The organism is Fusobacterium perfoetens (genome assembly GCF_021531595.1).
GTDB lineage: Bacteria > Fusobacteriota > Fusobacteriia > Fusobacteriales > Fusobacteriaceae > Fusobacterium_B.
In genome coordinates, this window is the sequence record NZ_JADYUD010000003.1 from 44704 (window position 1) to 65100 (window position 20397).

25 protein-coding genes are annotated in these 20397 nt (G+C 26.7%); 20 read left to right on the top strand and 5 right to left on the bottom strand.

The genetic code is table 11. The features are described 5' to 3' along the window. Nucleotides 1–23 precede the first annotated feature (23 nt). The 3 genes from I6E17_RS02310 (at nucleotide 24) to I6E17_RS02320 (ending at nucleotide 954) form a co-directional block, all read left to right on the top strand. Nucleotides 24–269, top strand: coding sequence for a hypothetical protein (locus I6E17_RS02310; protein ID WP_235235259.1), 246 nt, complete (start codon nucleotides 24–26; stop codon nucleotides 267–269). A gap of 116 nt (nucleotides 270–385) precedes the next feature. Beyond that, nucleotides 386–688 (top strand): type II toxin-antitoxin system RelB/DinJ family antitoxin, encoded by a 303-nt coding sequence (locus I6E17_RS02315; protein ID WP_235235261.1) that lies wholly within the window; start codon nucleotides 386–388, stop codon nucleotides 686–688. Continuing rightward, complete coding sequence (locus I6E17_RS02320; RefSeq protein ID WP_235235264.1) at nucleotides 682–954, top strand: type II toxin-antitoxin system RelE family toxin; 273 nt, start codon at nucleotides 682–684, stop codon at nucleotides 952–954. Before I6E17_RS02315 ends, I6E17_RS02320 begins: the two co-directional genes overlap by 7 nt. A 1190-nt stretch (nucleotides 955–2144) precedes the next feature. Here the strand turns inward: I6E17_RS02320 and I6E17_RS02325 are convergent. Next, nucleotides 2145–2774, bottom strand: coding sequence for a helix-turn-helix domain-containing protein (locus I6E17_RS02325; protein WP_235235266.1), 630 nt, complete (start codon nucleotides 2772–2774; stop codon nucleotides 2145–2147). 162 nt (nucleotides 2775–2936) lie between these two features. Here I6E17_RS02325 and I6E17_RS02330 point away from each other — a divergent pair, with 162 nt between their 5' ends. The 13 genes from I6E17_RS02330 (at nucleotide 2937) to coaBC (ending at nucleotide 12011) form a co-directional block, all read left to right on the top strand. Beyond that, nucleotides 2937–3140, top strand: coding sequence for a helix-turn-helix domain-containing protein (locus tag I6E17_RS02330; RefSeq protein ID WP_235235269.1), 204 nt, complete (start codon nucleotides 2937–2939; stop codon nucleotides 3138–3140). Between the two features lie 69 nt (nucleotides 3141–3209). Continuing rightward, nucleotides 3210–3941, top strand: coding sequence for a Rha family transcriptional regulator (locus I6E17_RS02335; protein WP_235235271.1), 732 nt, complete (start codon nucleotides 3210–3212; stop codon nucleotides 3939–3941). Between the two features lie 3 nt (nucleotides 3942–3944). Next, the gene (locus I6E17_RS02340; RefSeq protein ID WP_235235272.1) at nucleotides 3945–4235 is read left to right on the top strand and encodes a hypothetical protein; all 291 of its coding nucleotides are present in this window, start codon (nucleotides 3945–3947) and stop codon (nucleotides 4233–4235) included. 394 nt (nucleotides 4236–4629) lie between these two features. Next, nucleotides 4630–5151, top strand: coding sequence for a hypothetical protein (locus tag I6E17_RS02345; RefSeq protein ID WP_235235273.1), 522 nt, complete (start codon nucleotides 4630–4632; stop codon nucleotides 5149–5151). Then, nucleotides 5141–5545 carry a hypothetical protein gene (locus I6E17_RS02350; RefSeq protein ID WP_235235274.1) on the top strand — a complete coding sequence of 135 codons (405 nt, stop codon included), beginning with the start codon at nucleotides 5141–5143 and terminating at the stop codon, nucleotides 5543–5545. The genes I6E17_RS02345 and I6E17_RS02350 overlap by 11 nt, the downstream gene beginning before the upstream one ends. A gap of 497 nt (nucleotides 5546–6042) precedes the next feature. Beyond that, entirely contained in the window at nucleotides 6043–6936 is an 894-nt protein-coding gene (locus I6E17_RS02355) for a hypothetical protein (RefSeq protein ID WP_235235275.1), read from the top strand. A gap of 13 nt (nucleotides 6937–6949) precedes the next feature. Further along, nucleotides 6950–7219 carry a hypothetical protein gene (locus I6E17_RS02360; protein WP_235235276.1) on the top strand — a complete coding sequence of 90 codons (270 nt, stop codon included), beginning with the start codon at nucleotides 6950–6952 and terminating at the stop codon, nucleotides 7217–7219. Between the two features lie 174 nt (nucleotides 7220–7393). Next, complete coding sequence (locus I6E17_RS02365; protein WP_235235277.1) at nucleotides 7394–7702, top strand: hypothetical protein; 309 nt, start codon at nucleotides 7394–7396, stop codon at nucleotides 7700–7702. Between the two features lie 17 nt (nucleotides 7703–7719). After that, on the top strand, nucleotides 7720–7899 hold the full coding sequence (locus I6E17_RS02370; protein WP_235235279.1) for a hypothetical protein: 180 nt from the start codon (nucleotides 7720–7722) through the stop codon (nucleotides 7897–7899). Nucleotides 7900–7967: 68 nt separating this feature from the next. Further along, nucleotides 7968–8996: a tyrosine-type recombinase/integrase gene (locus I6E17_RS02375; protein ID WP_235235280.1), complete on the top strand. Its 1029-nt coding sequence runs from the start codon at nucleotides 7968–7970 to the stop codon at nucleotides 8994–8996. A gap of 224 nt (nucleotides 8997–9220) precedes the next feature. Beyond that, the gene (locus tag I6E17_RS02380; RefSeq protein WP_235235282.1) at nucleotides 9221–10000 is read left to right on the top strand and encodes a Cof-type HAD-IIB family hydrolase; all 780 of its coding nucleotides are present in this window, start codon (nucleotides 9221–9223) and stop codon (nucleotides 9998–10000) included. 96 nt (nucleotides 10001–10096) lie between these two features. Beyond that, entirely contained in the window at nucleotides 10097–10813 is a 717-nt protein-coding gene (locus tag I6E17_RS02385) for a hypothetical protein (protein ID WP_235235285.1), read from the top strand. 10 nt (nucleotides 10814–10823) lie between these two features. Beyond that, a complete protein-coding gene (gene coaBC / locus I6E17_RS02390; RefSeq protein ID WP_235235287.1) occupies nucleotides 10824–12011 on the top strand; it encodes a bifunctional phosphopantothenoylcysteine decarboxylase/phosphopantothenate--cysteine ligase CoaBC in 1188 nt (395 codons plus the stop codon). Between the two features lie 151 nt (nucleotides 12012–12162). Here the strand turns inward: coaBC and I6E17_RS02395 are convergent, their stop codons facing one another. Beyond that, entirely contained in the window at nucleotides 12163–13515 is a 1353-nt protein-coding gene (locus I6E17_RS02395) for a Na+/H+ antiporter NhaC family protein (RefSeq protein WP_235235289.1), read from the bottom strand. 499 nt (nucleotides 13516–14014) lie between these two features. Here I6E17_RS02395 and I6E17_RS02400 point away from each other — a divergent pair, with 499 nt between their 5' ends. Continuing rightward, complete coding sequence (locus I6E17_RS02400; protein ID WP_235235291.1) at nucleotides 14015–14557, top strand: glutathione peroxidase; 543 nt, start codon at nucleotides 14015–14017, stop codon at nucleotides 14555–14557. 284 nt (nucleotides 14558–14841) lie between these two features. After that, nucleotides 14842–15849: an aspartate--ammonia ligase gene (gene asnA / locus I6E17_RS02405; protein ID WP_235235293.1), complete on the top strand. Its 1008-nt coding sequence runs from the start codon at nucleotides 14842–14844 to the stop codon at nucleotides 15847–15849. Nucleotides 15850–15940: 91 nt separating this feature from the next. On the opposite strand, the gene I6E17_RS02410 is transcribed toward asnA, so the two are convergent. Both I6E17_RS02410 and I6E17_RS02415 read right to left on the bottom strand, forming a co-directional pair. Beyond that, a complete protein-coding gene (locus I6E17_RS02410) occupies nucleotides 15941–16282 on the bottom strand; it encodes a DUF2023 family protein (RefSeq protein ID WP_235235295.1) in 342 nt (113 codons plus the stop codon). Nucleotides 16283–16285: 3 nt separating this feature from the next. Continuing rightward, nucleotides 16286–16762, bottom strand: coding sequence for a flavodoxin (locus tag I6E17_RS02415; protein WP_235235297.1), 477 nt, complete (start codon nucleotides 16760–16762; stop codon nucleotides 16286–16288). 238 nt (nucleotides 16763–17000) lie between these two features. Between I6E17_RS02415 and I6E17_RS02420 the strand changes: the two genes are divergently transcribed. Both I6E17_RS02420 and I6E17_RS02425 read left to right on the top strand, forming a co-directional pair. Further along, nucleotides 17001–18557 (top strand): nitrite/sulfite reductase, encoded by a 1557-nt coding sequence (locus tag I6E17_RS02420; RefSeq protein WP_235235299.1) that lies wholly within the window; start codon nucleotides 17001–17003, stop codon nucleotides 18555–18557. Between the two features lie 151 nt (nucleotides 18558–18708). Further along, nucleotides 18709–19572, top strand: a complete 864-nt coding sequence (locus I6E17_RS02425; RefSeq protein ID WP_235235301.1) for a DMT family transporter — start codon at nucleotides 18709–18711, stop codon at nucleotides 19570–19572. Nucleotides 19573–19808: 236 nt separating this feature from the next. Here the strand turns inward: I6E17_RS02425 and I6E17_RS02430 are convergent, their stop codons facing one another. After that, nucleotides 19809–20384 carry a sugar O-acetyltransferase gene (locus I6E17_RS02430; RefSeq protein ID WP_235235303.1) on the bottom strand — a complete coding sequence of 192 codons (576 nt, stop codon included), beginning with the start codon at nucleotides 20382–20384 and terminating at the stop codon, nucleotides 19809–19811. Nucleotides 20385–20397 lie beyond the last annotated feature (13 nt).

Consider the following 20397-nt stretch of genomic DNA (forward strand, 5'->3'; position numbering starts at 1 on the left):
ATTTGGAAAAGTAGGTTGAATGTATGAAAAGAAAAAGAATTAATTATGATGAGATTATAAATAGATTAGATGAGTATTTGAAAAAGAAAAATGATAAATATATGCTTATAGTGATTTACCCAAATGGAACAGGATATAAAGTTCAAGAAAGCGATGGTTTTACTCCTAAAGACCTTTATTTCAACAATGAAAATGAATTAAAAGAGTATTTAAAAGACAAGGAAGATAATAAAAATTGTGTTGTAATAAATTGTAATATTATAAAATAAAAGAAAAATAGACTTGTCAAATACTTTTTTTATATAAATATATTAACATTATATTGACAATGTAATTATATAGCGTTATAATATTAATATAAAATATAAAAAAATGAGGTGTTATCATGGGACAAACAAATATTAATATCAGATTAGATGAAGACCTAAAAAAAGAATTTAATCTATTATGTGATGATTTAGGGATGAATGTTACAACAGCTATTAATATTTTTATTAAAAAAGCTGTTAAAGAATGGGGTATACCTTTTGAAGTTAAAGGGCAAAAACCAAGTAAAGAAAATTTTTTAAAAGCTCTTGAAAATGCGGAAGTATGCGACGACCAAGAAAACCAAGAATTACTACAAGCCCTAAACTCTATGAGCGAGGAAGATAAAAAGATAGTTAAATCAGAAGTGGTTACATGGTAAATGTTAAATTTGAATATTCAAACCAAGCTAATAAATTTTTATCAAAACATAAAGCTGTAAAAAGCAAATTTGAAAAAACTATCTATTCACTTTATGCAGGCGAGAAAGTAGACATTAAGAAAATGCAAGGAACTAAAAAGCCTATTTATAGAATAAGGGTAAATGATTACAGAATACTTTTTGAAATAGTAGACGGCAAAATAATTATAATTAATACTATCCTAGCAGGAAACAGAGGCGAAATATACAAGCAATTTAAAAGATAAAGGGACGGTGTAAGCCGTTCTTTTTTTCTTTCCCTCTTCTTATTACATTTTTCCCTATAAAAAAACAATAAGGCTGTATCTGATTAAAAACTTATTTTTTAAGTGGACCACTAAAAAACATAATATTTTCAATACTTTTCTTATTCTGACTATTACACTTTTTTATTAATTCCAGATACAAGAAGAACAGTTTTATATTTTGGATATTTAAAAAATAGGGGGGTATCTTGCACGCATTTTTTAAGATATATTTAAAAATCTTATAATTTTTATAATTTTTTTAATGTTTTTTCATGTCCTATTTAATCATTTTTCATACTTCTAATAACTTCTTAATAGTTTTTATCAAGTAAATAGGAACAAAAGAAAAAAAGCCACAGTTGTGAGCCTATACAACTATGACTTTTTAGAGATTGATATAATGAACTTCAAATAATAAAAAATGAAGTCTTGGAACAGATATATTATATCATAACTAAGTTATATATATAATAAAAAATATAGAATAAAAGCCCCCAATATATGAGGGCTGATATTCTAAGCTAAAACAATTCATAACATTTTCTATTCAGGTTGCCCCTAAGGGCTGGGCTACTATTTTCTAGTACACCACCACCATATAAAAATACATAGAATTATAATAAATCCTGTATCAATATTGATGTTCTGAATGTAAATACTCATAGTAAAGCCCCCTTTTAAGATTAGAATGTTCTGTCCGGTCAAAGACAGAATAAAAGCTCCCAATTTCTTGAGAGCTAATATTCTGACCTTGAGTATTTACATTCCAATCTTAAAGGTTGCCCTTAAGGGTTGTACCTTATATCAAAAGTATATCAAAAATATATAAAAATGTCAAAAAAAGATAAGTAAAGGATATTAAAGCAATATTAAAATTAAAAAATTTTTATAAATTCATTCAAAAATAGATATTATAATTATTATTGCTAATATAAGAATAAAAAAATAAACTACTAATAAAAATAAATTCTGAAAAACTCTAGATATAAAAACCATAAAAGAAAATATCTTTTCTAGAACATCACTACAAAATATAAGTAATATAATACCAATTATAACAAGACTAAAAAATATTAATAATACTGACATATAAGCCCCTTATATCTATAACAGAGTATAAACGATATTATATTTATCTCTCTTCCATGCAAGAAGAGGGAAAGTAAATATTATTTTTTATCATCTTCTTTTAAAATTTCATGCCCTAATTCATGTGCAACATTAAAGTTTTCTTTATAGTCTGACATTAGAAAGAAGTAATATTTTTTTAAATCTTCTAGTATTTTCAATCTATCATCATGACTTATATTATTATGATTTTCTATAAGGTCATATCTAAGCATTAAGGAAAAATCATGAATAAAATTTTTTATATCTGCTTTATTTTCAAATAATTTTGAAAAATCGTAGTTTTCTACTTGCTTGTTAATTTCATCCCATATTTTTTTACTTGAAATAGTGATGTGAAAGGCATGATTTTCATCAGCATTTTTTATTATATTTTGGTTTTCAATTTCAGATGAATTTTTATGAATTATTTCATTTCTTTTATTTTTTAACATTTTTTCAATTTCTTCAAAACTATATTTTTTATTTTTGTATTCAATATTCATTAAAATTTCAATAGGTTCAATATTAAAAACCTTACAAATTTCTTTTAAAGTTTTATTTGTCGGGAAAATAGCACCGTTTTCATATCGGCTTATAGTTAATAAAGTTTTATTTATTGATTTTCCAAATTCTTCTTGTGTCATTCCTTTTGACTTTCTTAACATTTTCAAATTTTCTTTAAAGCCCATTTTGCCCCCTTTCTAATATTGAATAGTATAAATAAAATATATCATATTATCATAAAAAAGACAAAAAAAGATAAATTTATTTGACAATTAATCTTTTTTGTGATAAAAAATATATAAATTAATCTTTTAAAAGATAAATTTAATTAAATGAGAGGTGAAAAAATGAAAATAAATAAAAATAACTTAGATACAGCATTAGCAAAAAACTGTATGACATTAAAAGAACTTTCTAAAAAATCCAAAGTTGCAACAGCTGTTTTATATAAAATTGGAAAGGAAAACAGTAATTTAAGAACTGTTACAGTTGGAAAAATTGCTAAAGCTTTAAATGTAGATGTAACAGAACTACTGGAAAAGGAAAATTAATAAAATATGTTGGTACGGTTGAGGTTGACAACTGAAAACAACCAAATATATAAAAATGGAGTTGAGAAAATGACCAAAGCTATTATGAATAAACAAACAATAACAAGCCTTGAATTACTAGAACAGATTAATTTTTTTAGAAAAGAAGAGGGAAACAAAAAACCACTACAACATAAAACATTATTAGAAATAATCAGAAATGAATTTGAAGAAGAAATTAACGAGCAAAAAATTTTGCCCGTTACTTATAAAGATAAAAAGGGAGAACTTAGACCAATGTATATACTGACTATTTCACAAGGAAAACAGGTATTAACTCGTGAAAGCAGATTTGTAAGAAAAGCAGTGATACACAAATTGGAAGAGTTAGAGAATGGACAACCTAAACAAAAGATATTAAGTACATCAGAGTTTTTATTGGAACAAGCAAAATTAATGGTTGAATATGAAAAAAGACTTGATGATATAGAAAACAGAATTGATAACCTAGAAAAAAATAATAATTTTATTGGATATAATCAAACTTGTATTACTGTTTCAGAATTTGCAGAAAGTAAGCATTTAAATAATTGGGAGTATATACCTAAAGTTTTAGGAATAAAAGCGACTACAATTTCAAAAAAATTAAATCTTCCTATTGGGAGAATATACAAACACAACATTAAAAAAGGGAAAGTCAAAGGGAGATACTTTATAAATACATACCATATAAAAGCCCTAGAGAAAGCATATGCAGAATTAAAACAAAAAGAATTTGATAATATGGTTATTACTTGTACAAGACCATTTAAAGAGGTGTAAGACATGGAAGAGAAAAAAAGATTAAATCGCAGTATATCAATTAGAAAATATTGTACAGAATGTTGTGGTGGTAACCGTGAAGAAGTAAAAAATTGTATTTCTGTTAATTGTAGTTTATATGAGTATAGAAGGGGTAAAAATCCAAATAAACCAAAGCTGACTAAATCAAAAGCAATTAGACAAAGATGTTTAAATTGTAGTGGATTTTATAGTCCTGATGTAAGAAATTGTGAATTTAAAGAGTGTTATCTATACCGTTACAGAATGGGAGCAGAAAACAGAGGGAAAATATAAAGCTATTTAACGAATATTTGAAGAGGAATTTATCACTTGAGTATTTTATCGTGAGAAAGAAACGAAGTTATCAAAACTATAAAATAGATATAGCTAGAAAGATTAAAATTGATTTTAAGATACAGAAGAGGGAGAAAAAAAATAAAAAAATCGTTAGCAGTTTAACCTACTAACGACCAAAAGGAAAATTTAATATTTGCCGACCAAAGCTATTTTAAATATTCCTAGATTTATTTTTATTATATTATAAAGCCCTTTTATAGTCAAGAAAGGAGAATTTAAAATGAAAGTTAAAACTTTAAAAGATAATAATTTAAATTGTATAGATTTTATAAATTGTTTAATTGCCCTAGGGTATACAACAGTAAAACAAGCAATGGAGATGACAAAATAAATGGAAAATAGAAATATATCAGAGCAAAGAAAAGGAATGATTGAATTTAACAGAGATTATTACAAAGGAATAAAAGAATTAAGATTTAATTTTTTCAAAATACATGGCCTTATAAAAGTTATGGGTTATAACTTCAAAGAAGATGACACAATATCCGTTGAATTTTGTGGAGTGGCTGATATTTTAAAGAACGAACTTGAAACACTAATTGAAGAGTTAGAAGCATTAAAAAATGACATTAACAATATAAACGGCGATGATAAATTGGAGACATTAAAAGAAAAATTAAAAGATAACCTTAACGAAAGATTAAATAAAATCGTTTTAATTTCTTCATTAGCAACAACTTTATTAAATGGAATGATAAGCCAAAACAAGCCCGGAACAGATGAAGAAATAAATTATTATCATATAGGAACAGCCGAAGTTTTAAAAAATAATTGTGAGATATTAGAGAATACTATAATAAAACTTATAAAAAATATTAATTTTTATGGAGATGACAAAATAAATGGAAGATAAAACACAGTTACCAAGAAGTATTTTATTAATGCTTGAAGTAAAAGCCAAACAAACAGGTAAAAATCTTAATGAAGTTATAGAAGAGTATAAAAAAACCATAGAAGAGGGAAATAGACAAACATCATATAAATATGTTAAGGCTCTAACAAGCTATAAAACCATTAATAAAGATGACCTTTTAATATTTGATAAAAATAAAACAGAATTAAGAAATAAAAATATCTATCTTTTACAAATAAACTCAAGAAATAAAGCTATTCACTTGTATGGAGAATATAACCAAGAGTTTGACTGTTTTATATTAGATGACAAATTGAAAAGGGTACTAAAAAGAAAAAATAATATAAAAATCTTGGGTGTATTGGTAAAAGTTCAAAAAGAAATTGATTTATAAATCAGTAGTACATAATACTGTACTAGTATAAAAGACTGTACTAGTGCAGTAAACTGTACTTTACTAGTAAAGACTTATTTTATAAAGGATACCACCTACATCAGATGTTACTACCTATACAAAATGTATGTACATTGGATGTAGGTACTAAAATTAAAAAGCATTGGAAACAAAGGATTTATTATAAAAATGTTAAAATTCTTGTTTGTGGAATGTCAAAATTCTTATTTGTGGTATGTTAAATTTTACCGATATGGTGTTAAATTTTACCGATGTGGTTAAAATCATAAATGCTGAAAAAATAAATAAATATAAAAATTTAAATGTTAAATTTTACCGATGTGGATGTTAAATTTTACCGTTATAATATAAACACTATATATAAATATATAAACACTAATATAAACACTGATGATAAACACACCTTTCAGGTGTTGGAGTGTTCGCCTGACGGCTCATCAATCAATCATTTTGTTTTTTTAAAGAGGTATAAAAATATGGAAGATAAAAAAGAACAAGGTATATTTATACCTTTTGAAATATGGACTATAAAGAATTTAAATATCAATGAAAAATTAGTTTTGTCTGATATTTATAATAAAGAAATTCATTCCGGAAGAACTGAATATAATGCAAAAGCTGAAACATTATCAGAAATTTTATCTTTAAATACTTATATGATAAAAATAATTTTTGAGAATTTAAAAAGAAAAAAATATATTTCATGCAATCCAGAAAGGTTTACAGACGGAAAAGGAAGATTTAAAACAGGAATTTCACGAAGATATATAAATTATGAAAACTTTAAAAATGCAGAAAGATTTATTATTCCTGAAAACAATATATTTTTAAGAAATGGAGAAAAAGGAATATATCTTAATATTTCAGACTTATATTTTTTAAATGCTTGGAGTAAAACAAAAACAAATGAAGAAAATGAAAAAATAAAACTTAGGGCTAAAATCACAAACAAACATTTAATATTATTTCTAATCATTAAGAAAATAGCTTTCTTCCATGGAGAACTATATAATAATTTATTTGCTAGGTTTAATATTAAAGATATAGTTGAGTTCACAGGAATGGTGCGACAGACAATAAGTCCATATATAAAAGCCTTAACAGAAAAAGATTTATATAATAAAAAACAGATAAGATTTTTATATGACTTAAGCAAAGAACATATTTATAATGAACTTTTTAATAAATTGGAAGATACAACAGTATTAACAGATTATAAAAAAAATACAAAAGAAATTGAAGTTACTACAATAGATGGAGAAATTGAAACAATAAGCATAGGAAATATGGAAAATCTTTATTATATCAATATTGAAGATATGGAAGAGGTAGGAATAAATGTATTTGATTTATTAAAAAATAAAAAATAGGAGTGATGACAAAATGAAAAAAATCAAAATAAAAAACATTGACCATTTTAATAAAAATAACAACTCTATAGAATTTGACCTAGATAATACAGCAATAGGAATTGTAAGAAGTGAAAAGTATTTACAACTTGTACAAGATATGAGTGATTTTATAAATACCTTAGAAATGCCTTTAGCTGAAAAAGAAAGATTAATAAGTAAGTTAGTGGAATATGACAAAGCCGTCAGAATAGATGCAATGGTACAAACTTTATTAAAAAATATTTATGTTGAAGAAATATAAAAATAATTAAAAAAAGTGGGGTTTTAGACACTTGGAAAGTTTAGCCCGATACTTTATACCTAAAAAGTAAACGATGATAAAAAAACAGGTGTATAGGCTTACTTTCTGACCTCAAAATTGATTTTATAAAATAGAGTAGAGAGAGAAAAAACAAAATAAGGAAGTGAGAAAAGAATGTTATTATTTATAAACTTAGAAAACCGTAATAATATAAATCTTTATGTTATTGGAAATGAAAAAATTGTATTTTCTAGAAATTGCAACGGATACAAAGAACTAATAAAAAAGATAAATAGGGCTGCTGAAAATTACAAAATTGATAAATACACTATTGTAAAATATGATACCAACATCACTGTATTATTAAATTCTATATTTGAGTTTAAGAAAGATTTAAAAATGATTTTCAATGATATACAGGAAGTGGGAAAAGCTATAAAAACAAAAACTGAATTTATTAAAAAACCAGTAACTATTTTATAAATGGGAGTTGATAACATATGAGTAAAGATATATTTTTAAGAGCCGAAGATGTAAGTAAAATTTGTGATGTATCAGTTACTAAAGCATATAACATTATTAGAGCCTTAAATGATGAACTAAAAGAAAAAGGATATTATATCCTAAGTGGAAGAGTAAGCAAGGTTTATTTATATGAACGATTAAATATAAAAGAATAACAACAGTGGAGAGTACAGGAAGAGGGACAAAATAAAAATCCCTCTTCTTTTAGAAAGTGAGGTAAAAAATGAAAAATCCTAACGGTTTTGGAAGTGTTTACAAGCTATCAGGAAAAAGGCGAAAACCTTATATAGCAGTTATAACAGTAGGCTATACCATTGACGGAAAACAAAAAAGAAAAACTTTAGGAAGTTTTGAAACAAAAGTACAAGCAATAGAAAAATTAACGGAGTATTATAAAAATCCTGACAAACTTAATACAGATAAGTTGACCTTTAAAAACATATATGAAATGTGGAGCAAAGAGCATTATAAAAGAGTATCTGAAAAAAGAATAAAGATATTAATTTCAATCTATGACAATCATTTATCATTTTTTAATAAATTCATTTTTAAAGATATAAAGCTAATCATTATACAAGATTTTTTTAATAATATAAATTTATCTACTGGATTTATCAAAGAAATAAAAGCAATGCTAAATATGATATATTTGTTTGCCGTTAAAAATGACATAGTAGAAAAAAATATTATTGAGTTTGTAGAACTAAGAAAGCATAAACCAAAAATACAAAGAAGAATTTTTACAAATGAAGAAATAAACATATTATGGAATAATATTGAATTTGAATTTGTAGATACTATTTTAATAATGATTTATACAGGTTTAAGAATAAATGAACTTTTAAATCTTAAAATAAATGATATTGACCTAGAAAATAAAAAATTGTTTGTTACAAAAAGTAAGACTGAGGCTGGAATAAGAACTATACCAATAAACAGTCAGATTTTAAAATTAATAACTGACAGAATGAAAAATAATAATAGTGAATATCTAATAACACACAAAAAGAAAAAAGTTCTTTATAACTTATTCCGTGTGGCTTTTAAAAATGTTTTGGAAAAAATAGGTATAAATGACCATACAATCCATGATTGTAGACATACAACAGCCACTCTATTAAGTAATGCAGGTGCTAATCCTGTAAGCATTGCTAATATTTTAGGACATACAGATTATGCCAAAATGACTGCTAAGGTATACACTCATAAGAGTGAAACTGAATTAAAAAAAGCTATGGATTTAATACAATAACATAACAAAAAAAAGAAAAAAATTTGTTTGTTATTTGTTTGCTACAACAAAAAAAATGCCTAAAATTAAGGTAAAAATAAGAGAACAAAAAAAATATAAGAAAAGGTATTTACATAACATATTGATTTTAAAGGAAAATATTTTTTTAATTACTTATTTTGTTTTAATAAAATCAAATTAATGTTAAAATAGTATCAGAACATTTAGAATAATTGGAGGAGTTTATGAAATTAGTAGTATCAGATTTAGACGGAACACTTCTAAACCAAAACAGCCAAATTTCTGATGAGACAAGAAATGCTATAAGAAAACTTATAGAAAATGGTGTAGACTTTGCTATTGCAACAGGAAGAGGAATAGGTTCTGTAAGAGCTTTCAAAGAAAGAATAGGACATGATATTTATCTTATCTGCAATAATGGAGCTAATATATATAATAAAAATGAAGAAGTTATTTTTGAAAGAGTAATGAGCAGTGAAGTTATAGAAAAACTTATAAAATATTTCAGAGAAAAAAAAGTTACTTACAATGGTTTTTATCAAAAAAATCTTTTCACAGATGAAGGAACAAAAGAATCTGTTCTTACAATAGAAACAGGATTTAATTTTGTAAAACTAAAAGAAGCAGAAACATTTCCTTTTATGACAAAGATGATTGTTAAAGATGATCCTGAAGTAATAAGACATCTTCGTGATGATATGAAAGATCAATTTTCTCATTTAGTTGATATTACCATTTCACAGCCAAGATGTCTTGATATAGTTGATAAAGACTGTAGTAAAGGAAAAGGAATAAAACTTATCTCTCAAAAATTAAATATACCTTTAGAAAATATTATGGCTTTTGGAGATGGAGAAAATGACTTTGATATGCTTCAAGCAGTAGGACATCCTGTTGTAATGGAAAATGGACTTGATTCTTTAAAAGAAAAAATAAAGAACAGAGCTCCTAAAAATACAGACAATGGTGTTGCAAAATATCTTGAAGAGTTTTTCAGCCTTTAGAGTTTAGAATTCTATTTTTAAAACAGATTGAAGTTTTATAAAAAATAAATTATAATCAATAGAGAGATACTTTATCAATAATGGAGGTTTTGTCTGATGGGATTATTAGAGGGTTTATTCAAAGACAAAGATAGCAACATTAATAAAGAAATTGAAAAGTTAAATGTTATAATTAAAGAAAAAGAAGTTGAGATACAAAGGCTTAAAATTGAAACACAGGTTATAAAAGATACATATATGCCTCCTAAGCAAGTTGAACTTCTTGAAAAAAATCTTAAGGCATTAAGAGAAGAAAATAATAAATTAAAAAAAGAAAAAGATGAATTTCTTAATAAAATTAACTCTTTTGAAAAAGAAGATTCTGAAAAAGAAAAAACATTTTCTTTAGATAAATTTTTATACAAACTTCCAATAGATGAATTTTTTTCAGCTGCAAAATTCAATCTTGTTAAAGATTTTCTGACAAAATCAGGCATAGTATTTATTCAGGAACTTGAATCTGTAATTAACCTTCCTGAATTTATAAAAATAAAAAATTATACTGCTGCAAAGAAAAAATACATTGCTTTCCGTGATAAAAATGAAGTGTCATGGGATAACCGTATATTATTATGCAGAGGAGAAAGAATACAAAAAATATTTAAAAAAAGCAGAAAATTTGTAAATTATCTTTCAGATAACAACATAGAATTTATGGATGAAATGGCATCTTTTAATTTTGAAACTCTATCTGTTAAAGGTGGATTTACAAAGGCGATGGTTGAAGAATTAAAAAAAATAACTGAAGATTACTTCAGAACTTATAAAATTTAGGAGTATAATAATGAAAAATATTCTAATAGGTGTCTGTGGCGGTATTGCTGCATATAAAACTGCAAATATAATTTCAAAACTTAAGAAAAAAGGGCATAATGTAAAAATTATTATGACTGAAAATGCAACAAAAATTATTACCCCTCTTACTCTTGAAACTCTTTCAAGAAATAAAGTTGTTGTAGATATGTGGGATATAAACAGAGGGTATGAAGTTGAGCATATCTCTTTGGCTGATTGGGCAGATGTAATGCTTATTGCTCCTGCAACTTATAATATTGTAGGAAAAGTTGCAAATGGAATAGCTGACGATATGCTTTCTACTGTTATATCAGCATGTACAAAACCAAAATACTTTGCTCTTGCTATGAATGTTAATATGTATGAGAATCCAATATTAAAAGAAAATATAGAAAAATTAAAAAAATATGAAAACTATCACTTTATAGAAGCTGATGAAGGATTTTTAGCTTGTAATGTAAATGCAAAAGGGCGTCTTAAAAATGAAGATGATATCGTTGAAATTTTAGAAGACTCTTTTATTGAGACAGAAAAAACTCTTGAAGGAAAAACAATTTTAATAACAGCTGGAAGAACAGAAGAACCTATTGATCCTGTAAGATACTTAAGTAATAATTCAAGTGGGCAAATGGGATATGCTCTTGCTGAGCAAGCAATAAAATTAGGAGGAAATGTTATCCTTGTTTCAGGGCCTACAAATCTTCCTGTTCCAAAAGGTCTTAAAGAATTTGTTCAGACAAGAACAGCTATCCAAATGTATGAAGCTGTTATGGAAAGATTTAATAGTGTTGATATTGCGATTGCATGCGCAGCTGTAGCTGATTACAAACCTAAAGTATGTGCTAAAGAAAAAATTAAAAAGAAAGAAGGAGATCTTATCATTGAATTAGATAGAAATCCAGATATTCTTTTTAATATGGGGCAGAAAAAAACTCATCAGTTTTTAATAGGTTTTGCTGCTGAAACTGAAAATATCTTAGAAAATGCTCTTGGAAAATTAAAAAAGAAAAACTTAGATATGATTGTTGCAAATGATGCTCATGTTATGAGAAGCAGTAATAATGCTGCAACTATCATCAGAAAAGATACAACTCAAATTTCTACTGGTGAAAAGAGTAAAAAAGAGTTGGCTCTTGATATTCTAAATGAAGCAGTAAATATTTTAAATAAAAATTAAGCTTAAATATTATTAGAATAAAAAACTCTCTTTGTAATTAGCTTTACTGGAGAGTTTTATTTTTATGAAAATATTAAAATGAAAATATAAGAAAAAAGAGAGTAATTTATACTCTCTTTTTATATAATATACAATTTTTTATTAGCTTATTTTAATCAAGATCAAGTTCTTCTTTGCTCCAGTCCCAAGGATTTTTATTAATATAATAATCAGCAAATGGGATAAAGAAAGATAAAATTGATAATATTAGAAGCATTCCTTGATACCATAATAATGGGAATACATCTAAGAAGCTTACTGCACCTTGAGTAAATCCTAAAAGAATAAGCATTTGAGCTCCGTAAGGGATAGCACCTTGAGCTATACAAGAGAATACATCAAGAACTGTAGCTGTTTTTCTAGGGTCTATCTTATATTGATTACTAATTTTTTTAGCAATAGGTCCACTTATAATAATAGCAACTGTATTATTTGCAACTGCCATATCTATAAGTCCAACTAAAAGACCTACACCTAAAATAGCACTTTTCTTACCTGTCATAATTTTTTGTATTTTTTCTATAAGCCAGTCTATACCTCCAGCTTCTCTTACCATTACTGCAAGTCCACCTGTTAATAATGATAACAAGAAGATTTCTGTCATTCCAGTAAATCCAGCATATATTCCTTGTGCATATTTAAGGAATGTAAATTCACCATAAGCAAATCCTATAACTCCTGAAACAGCAATTCCTAATGTCAATACAACGAAAACATTCATTCCAGCAAGAGATAATCCAAGTACAAGAATATATGGCAATACTTTAATTATACTGTAGCTATATTCTTGAACTTCAGGTATAACTTCTGGTTTTCCAAATATTAATAATAATATTACTGTAACAACTGCTGCTGGTAATGCCAATGTTAAGTTTACTCTGAATTTGTCTCTCATTTCAACACCTTGAGTTCTTGTTGCAGCTATAGTTGTATCTGAAATAACTGATAAGTTATCACCAAACATTGCTCCACCCATAAGAGCAGCAAGAATTATTGGCATACTGATTCCACCTTTTTCTGCAAGACCAATAGCTATTGGACCTAAAGCAACTACAGCACCTACTGAAGTTCCTGTTGCTGTTGCAATGAAGGCAGCTATAATAAACATACCTGCAGTTACATATTGAGCTGGAATATAAGTTAATCCAAAGTTAACTGTTGCATCAACACCACCCATTGATTTTGAAACGCTAGCAAAAGCACCTGCAAGAAGATAAATAATACACATTATAATAATATTTTCTTCTCCACATCCTTTTAAGAAAGAATCAAACTTATGAGTTATGCTTCCTTTAAATAGTGCAAATGCAGCTATGATTCCAATAAATATCGCAACTGGTGCTGGAAGTTGATAGAATGCCATTTCTACACCTTTAGCTTGGAAATACATTCCACTTCCTAAATAAACTAAAATAAAAATTATAAATGGTACCAATCCTATGAAGCTACTTTTTTTGTTTTCCATACATTCCCCCTTTAATAAGTTTTATTCCCTACAAGTATGAATGTTATTCACTACTATAAAAAACAAGTTTCTTGACTTTTTTTAAAAGTCATTTAATCAGTATCTTATTATAAGAATACCCCATGTCATACATTTTAGCAATATTTTTTTGTTGTGGAAAAAAATATTTTATCAGAAATTTAGAATTTTCAATACTTTTTTAATAAAAAATTTTTTCAAATTAATCTTTAATTTTTGTGTCTTGAAAAAATATTTTTAATATTAAATCCGAATACTGTAAACTAATTTATTCCACTATCTATATAATAATATATAGTATTTTATTTCAAATTTGTCAAATTTTATTCTTAAGAAACTGTTATAGAACAGTTTCTTAAGAATAAATATTTACACGATAATTTTTCTACCCAACAATTTTCTTATTTAAGTATTTTTTATGTATTTCTTGAAAATATGATATAATAAATTACACATATAAATTTCAAAAAGGAGTGTTACTATGACTATCTACGATTTTAAAGTAAAAGATTCAAAAGGAAATGAAGTTTTAATGTCAGATTATAAAGATAAAGTTCTTCTTATTGTAAATACAGCTACAGGATGTGGATTTACTCCACAATATGATGGACTTGAAGCTCTGTATGAAAAATATAAAGACATGGGATTTGAAATTTTAGATTTTCCATGTAACCAATTTTTAAACCAAGCTCCAGGAACAAATGAAGAAATAATTCAGTTCTGTCAGCTTAAATTTGGAACTAAATTTAAAACTTTCAGTAAAATAAAAGTAAATGGAAAAGATGCAGAACCTTTATACACATTTTTAAAAGAAAAAGCTCAGGAAGAAATTAAAAATGAAAAAACTACTTCTTTTAAAGAAAAACTTGAAAAATTAGGACATGCTATAATGGGAAAAGAAATTAAATGGAATTTTACAAAATTCCTTGTTGATAAAAACGGAAATGTAGTAAAAAGATATTCTCCTACAGTTACTCCTGAGGAAATAGCTCCTAAAATTGAAGAACTTTTAGCTGAAAAATAAAATTTATTTGACATTTTAACTAAAATGTTATAACCTATAAACATGAAATTATTCTGGAGGAAAAAAAATGAAAGTTATTATTGCATCAATCATAAATAATAATAATGGCAATCTAAAGGGGTTTGAACTCATATAATTCAAATGAGGGCAAATCCATTTTGACATGTTAATTATGATTTATGCCCTTTCTCCAATAACAAAGTATAATTGAAGTCATCTGGGTATAAATCAGATGACTTTTTTAATTTCAGAATATAAAAAATTATTTATAAAGAGGTGGAATTATGGAAGATGTATTAGTACCAGAAGGATATGAAAACAAATTAAGCCTTCTTGAAACAGAGGTAAGTATTAAAAAAGTAAAGGATTTCTTTGAAAGAGCACTATCTTATGAATTAAATCTAACAAGAGTTTCTGCTCCGTTATTTGTAAGAGAAGATTCAGGTCTTAACGACAACTTAAGTGGTTATGAAAAACCAGTATCTTTTACAACTAAACTTGAAGATGGAAATTATCACATTGTCCATTCTCTTGCTAAATGGAAAAGAATGGCTCTTTACAAATATCAGTTCCCTATGCATACAGGGCTTTATACAGATATGAATGCTATAAGAAGAGAGGAAGATCTTTCAAATATCCACTCTCTTTATGTTGACCAATGGGACTGGGAACTTATTATAAAAAAAGAAGAAAGAACTACTAAAACTTTACAACATATTGTAAGAAATATTTTCAGAGCTTTCAAAAAAACAGAAGAATATATTTTAAGAGAATATCCTCAACTTTCTAAAAAACTTCCTGAAGAAATTACTTTCATTACTTCTCAGGAACTTGAAGACAGATATCCTAATCTTACTCCAAAAGAAAGAGAACATGCAATAGCAAAAGAATATAAAGCTGTATTTATTTCTCAGATTGGAAAAACTTTAAACTCAGGAGAAAAACATGATGGAAGAGCTCCTGACTATGATGACTGGGAACTAAATGGAGATATTTTATTCTGGTATCCTCCTTTAAACAGATCTGTTGAACTTTCTTCAATGGGAATAAGAGTAAGTGAAGAAAGTCTTGCAAAACAATTAAAACTTGCAAATGCTGAAGAAAGAAAAGAATTTCCTTTCCATAAAGCATTATTAGAAGGAAAACTTCCATACACAATTGGAGGAGGAATTGGACAATCAAGAATTTGTCTTTTCTTCCTTGATAAAGTTCATATTGGAGAAGTTCAAGCATCTATATGGCCTAAAGAAATGGTTGAAGCATATGAAAAACATGGAGTTCATTTCTTATAAAATTAAATTCTAAAATAAAAAGAGAGGGAAATTTATTTCAATTCCTCTCTTTTTATAATTTATATATTCAGGTATTAATGGAATATTTTATTTATCCAGCTTTTCTTGTAAGATATCTTTTACATTGCTGGTTTGTATTATATCCTAAAAGAATTCCAAGAATAAAATCTTCCTCAGGAGTAAAATCTTTAAGAGAATTCTTCTTAAATTTTTTTAAAACATCTATAGGCTCTTTTATTCCAAAGAAAATATTGATGTATCCAGATTTAAGCTCTTCTATTATACATTCATAACCACATTTTTCAAGCCTGTCTTCTATAAGCTCTCTATTTTCCACAGTAGTTGTTAAAAGGGCAAGATTTCTTAATCCTTTATTAAGTTCATACAGCATATGGAAAAATACACTTAATTCATTTCTTTTTTCACTGCTCATAATTTATCTTACCTTCTCTACCCAAAGCTTAATTCTTTCATCTGTTAATTCACTTTGGTTATTTTCATCAATTACAAGACCTATAAATTCACCATCTTCTACTGCTTTTGAATCAGAAAAAGAATATCCATCAACTGATGTCTTTCCTACAAGAGTTATTCCTTTATCTTTTATTTCATTGTAAATAATTCCTATTCCATCAACAAATGTATCTCCAAAAGAAGCTTGGTCACCTACTCCTATAAAACCTACTTTTTTTCCTGAAAGATTTTTAGATACAAGAATCTCTAAAGCTCCCTGCCAATCATCTTGAAGATCTCCCATTCCCCAAGTTGATGTTGCAAAAATTACAAAATCATAATCTTCAACTTTCTCAATTTCAGCAGCTGGCATTACATCTGCTCCAAGTAAAGCACCTATTTTTTCTGCAATACTTTCTGTTGTTCCTGTTGTACTTCCATAAAAAATTCCTGTTTTCATAATTTTCCTCCATCTCTTATATTTATTTTTAATTTATATATTTTTCTTATTTCTGAACTTATTATATTCTATTTTATTTTGATTGTCAAATATTTTTATTTTTATATTTTTTAAATTACTTATAAATTAGTTTTTTTTATCGTTTTATAAAAAAAAATAATATCTTTAAATCTGTTTTTTCTAGAATTTATGCTGTATAATTAAGATGATAATTAAATGACATATCAGGAGGTCAAATATGGAAAATTATAATGAAATGCTTAAATCTGAAATAAGCAGTTTCCGTGAATTAGGACATAGATTTTTTAACAAAGAAGTTTCTGTGGGAGATTTCAAAGGAGCTTCTGGAGGAATGGGAGTATATGCTCAAAGAGGAGGACAAAGTTTTATGATAAGACTTCGTACTTCTTCAGGTGTTATTTCCAAAGAACATATGAGACTTATCTCATCTTTTGCAGAACAATATAAAGTAGAAAACATACATCTTACTACAAGACAAGCTGTACAACTTCATAACCTTGGAATTGATGATGTGTGTGACATTATGGAAACAGCTATTGATCATGGATTATATACTCGTGGAGGAGGAGGAAACTTCCCTAGAAATGTTTCTCTTTCTGTTTTATCTGGAGTAGAAAAAAATGAGTATTTTGATGTGACTGATTTTGCTCTTAAAACTGGAGAATATTTAATGAGTCAAATCACATCTTATAAACTTCCTAGAAAATTAAAAATTGCATTTTCTTCAAGTGACAAAGATGATTCAAATGCGACTTTAAATGATCTTGGATTTATGGCTACTATAAAAGACGGAAAACCATATTTCAGAGTCTTTCTTGCTGGAGGACTTGGAGCAAATCCTGGAGTCTCTCTTCATTATAATAACCTTATAGAACCTAAAGATATACTTCACCATGTTGAAGCTATGACACAACTTTTCATGGCAGAAGGAGATTATAAAAATAAAGCCAAAGCAAGAACAAGATATATTCCAAGAAGAATGGGAACTGATGCTTTCCTTGAATGTTATGAAAAACATCTTGCACAAGTAAAAGCAGAAAGAAATCTTGATGTAAACATTCCTGTTGTTTTATCTGAAACTTTAGAAAGTTACTCACATAAACTTCCTGAAACAGTTTGTCTTATTCATCAAAGACAAGATAATATGTACACAGTTGTTATACATCCATTAAATGGACAACTTCCTAAAAAAGATTTTGAAAATATAACAGCTTTTCTTGAAAAATATGATATCAAAGAAGTAAGATTAAGTATGAATGAAAGTATGTATGTAAGAAATCTTAATGAAAAACAAGCTGAAGAACTTCTTGATATTACAAAAGATATAAGAATGAAATCAAAAGTTCAACAAAGTGTAAGTTGTATTGGTATACCAACATGTCAAATGGGTATAGAACAAAGTCAAAAACTTCTTTCAGAAATTCTTGCATACCTTAAAGAAAATAATACTCCTGATGAATATCTTCCTTCTATTCATATTTCAGGTTGTCAAAACTCATGTAGCAGACATCAAATTAATGAAATAGGATTTGCAGGAGGAAAAAGAAAAATAGGAGATGCCCTTGAAGATGTCTTTGATTTATATATAGGAGGAATATTCAGCAGAGAAAAAACTGAACTTGGAAAAAAAGTTGGAACTCTTATCATGAGACAGATTCCTGAATTTATAAATAACCTTGCTATTGAACTTAATAAAAATGAAATGCCTTTCAGAGAATATATAAGTACAAAAGAGGACGAATTTAATAAAATTGTTTCTCCATACTTAGTATAATCTTCTTTTCACTAAATAAAACAGCAAAAAATCTCTTCTTAAGTTATTTTTTAAGGGGAGATTTTTTTATTGACTAAATAAGATTTCTGGTATACAATCCTACTTATCATGTATATAAAAACAATATATCATTTCAAGGAGATTAAACACCATGCTTGACAATAAAAACCGTAGCTTACTTCAAATACATTTTGCTGTCCTTCTTTTTGGACTTACTGGAGTATTTGGAAAACTTATTACTCTGCCAAGTACAATTTTAGTTTTAGGAAGACTTATTTCTTCTTCATTTTCAATTTTTGCTTATATGAAAATCACAAAGAAAAATATCAGCTTAAAAGACAGAAAACATTATCTTTCTTTTTTATTTTTAGGATTTCTTCTAGCTGTGCATTGGACAACATTTTACGAATCAATAAAGCTTTCAACTGTAGCAATAGGACTTTTAACATTTTCAACTTTTCCTGTCTTTGTTACTTTTATTGAACCATATTTTTTCAAAGAAAAAATACAGATTTCTGATATTATAACTGCCATTGTTACATTCGTAGGAATATTTTTTGTTGTTCCAGAATTTGAATTTGGAAATGAAATGACCATAGGAGCTCTTCTTGGAATACTTTCTGGATTTACATATGCTTTTCTTTCTGTACTTAATAGAAAATTTACAAAAGATTATAGTGGAGCTATGATTGCTTTTTATGAACAAAGCATGGCTGCATTATTTTTAATTCCATGTTATTTTATGACTCAGCCTATTATATCTATTTCAAATATATGGCTTACTATACTTCTTGGAACTATTTTTACAGCTCTTCCTCACACTTTATTTATTGGAGGAATGAAATATGTTAAAACTCAGACAGCTGGTATTATAACTTGCCTTGAACCACTATACGGAATTATTTTGGCAGCTGTTCTTATACACGAAATTCCAAATTTTAAAGTTATTCTAGGAGGAATTATTATTTTAGGAACTGTTCTTTACTCAACTCTGAAATCTAAAAAACAATCATAAATATTATATATATAAAGAAAGAGGCTGTTGCACTTCTTAATTTATAAAAATAAAATTTTAGAATATTGAAAATATTTTTGTAATTTATGCAGTGAGTTGAACGCTGAAAAATGACATGTTTAAGGACAAAGTCCGAGTTTGTCATTTTTAGTGAAACAAACAATATAAATAAAAAATATTTTCACAAGATAAAATTTTATTTTTATAGATTTGCAATAGCCTCTTTTTATATTCAGCTATAATTTTTTATCTTCTTCTGTAATAGCTCTTATTACTTTGCAAGGATTTCCTACTGCTACTGAATTACTTGGTATATCTTTAACTACAACACTTCCTGCACCAATAACAACATTATCTCCTATAGTCACACCAGGCATTACATGAACTCCTGCTCCTATCCATACATCATTTCCAACAATTATAGGATAGGCATATTCTAAGCCTTCATTTCTTCTTTCTGAATCAATAGGATGTCCTGCTGTATAAAATCCACAATTTGGAGCTATAAAAACATTATCTCCAAATATCACTTTTGCTCCATCCAAAATAACCATATTGTGATTTGCAAAAAAATTATCTCCAACTTCTATATTATAACCATAATCACACCAAAAAGGAGAAACGATAGAAAAATTTTCTTTTGTTTTTCCAAAAAGTTTTTTTATAATTTTCCTTTGATTTTCTAAATCTGAAGGTTTTAATTGATTATATTCATAGCACAAATCCTTTGCTATTATTCTTTCTTTTATTAATTCTTCATCGTAATTTGCGTTATATAGCATTTTATTTTTCATCTTTTCTTTTTCTGTCACAAAAAGCCTCCTT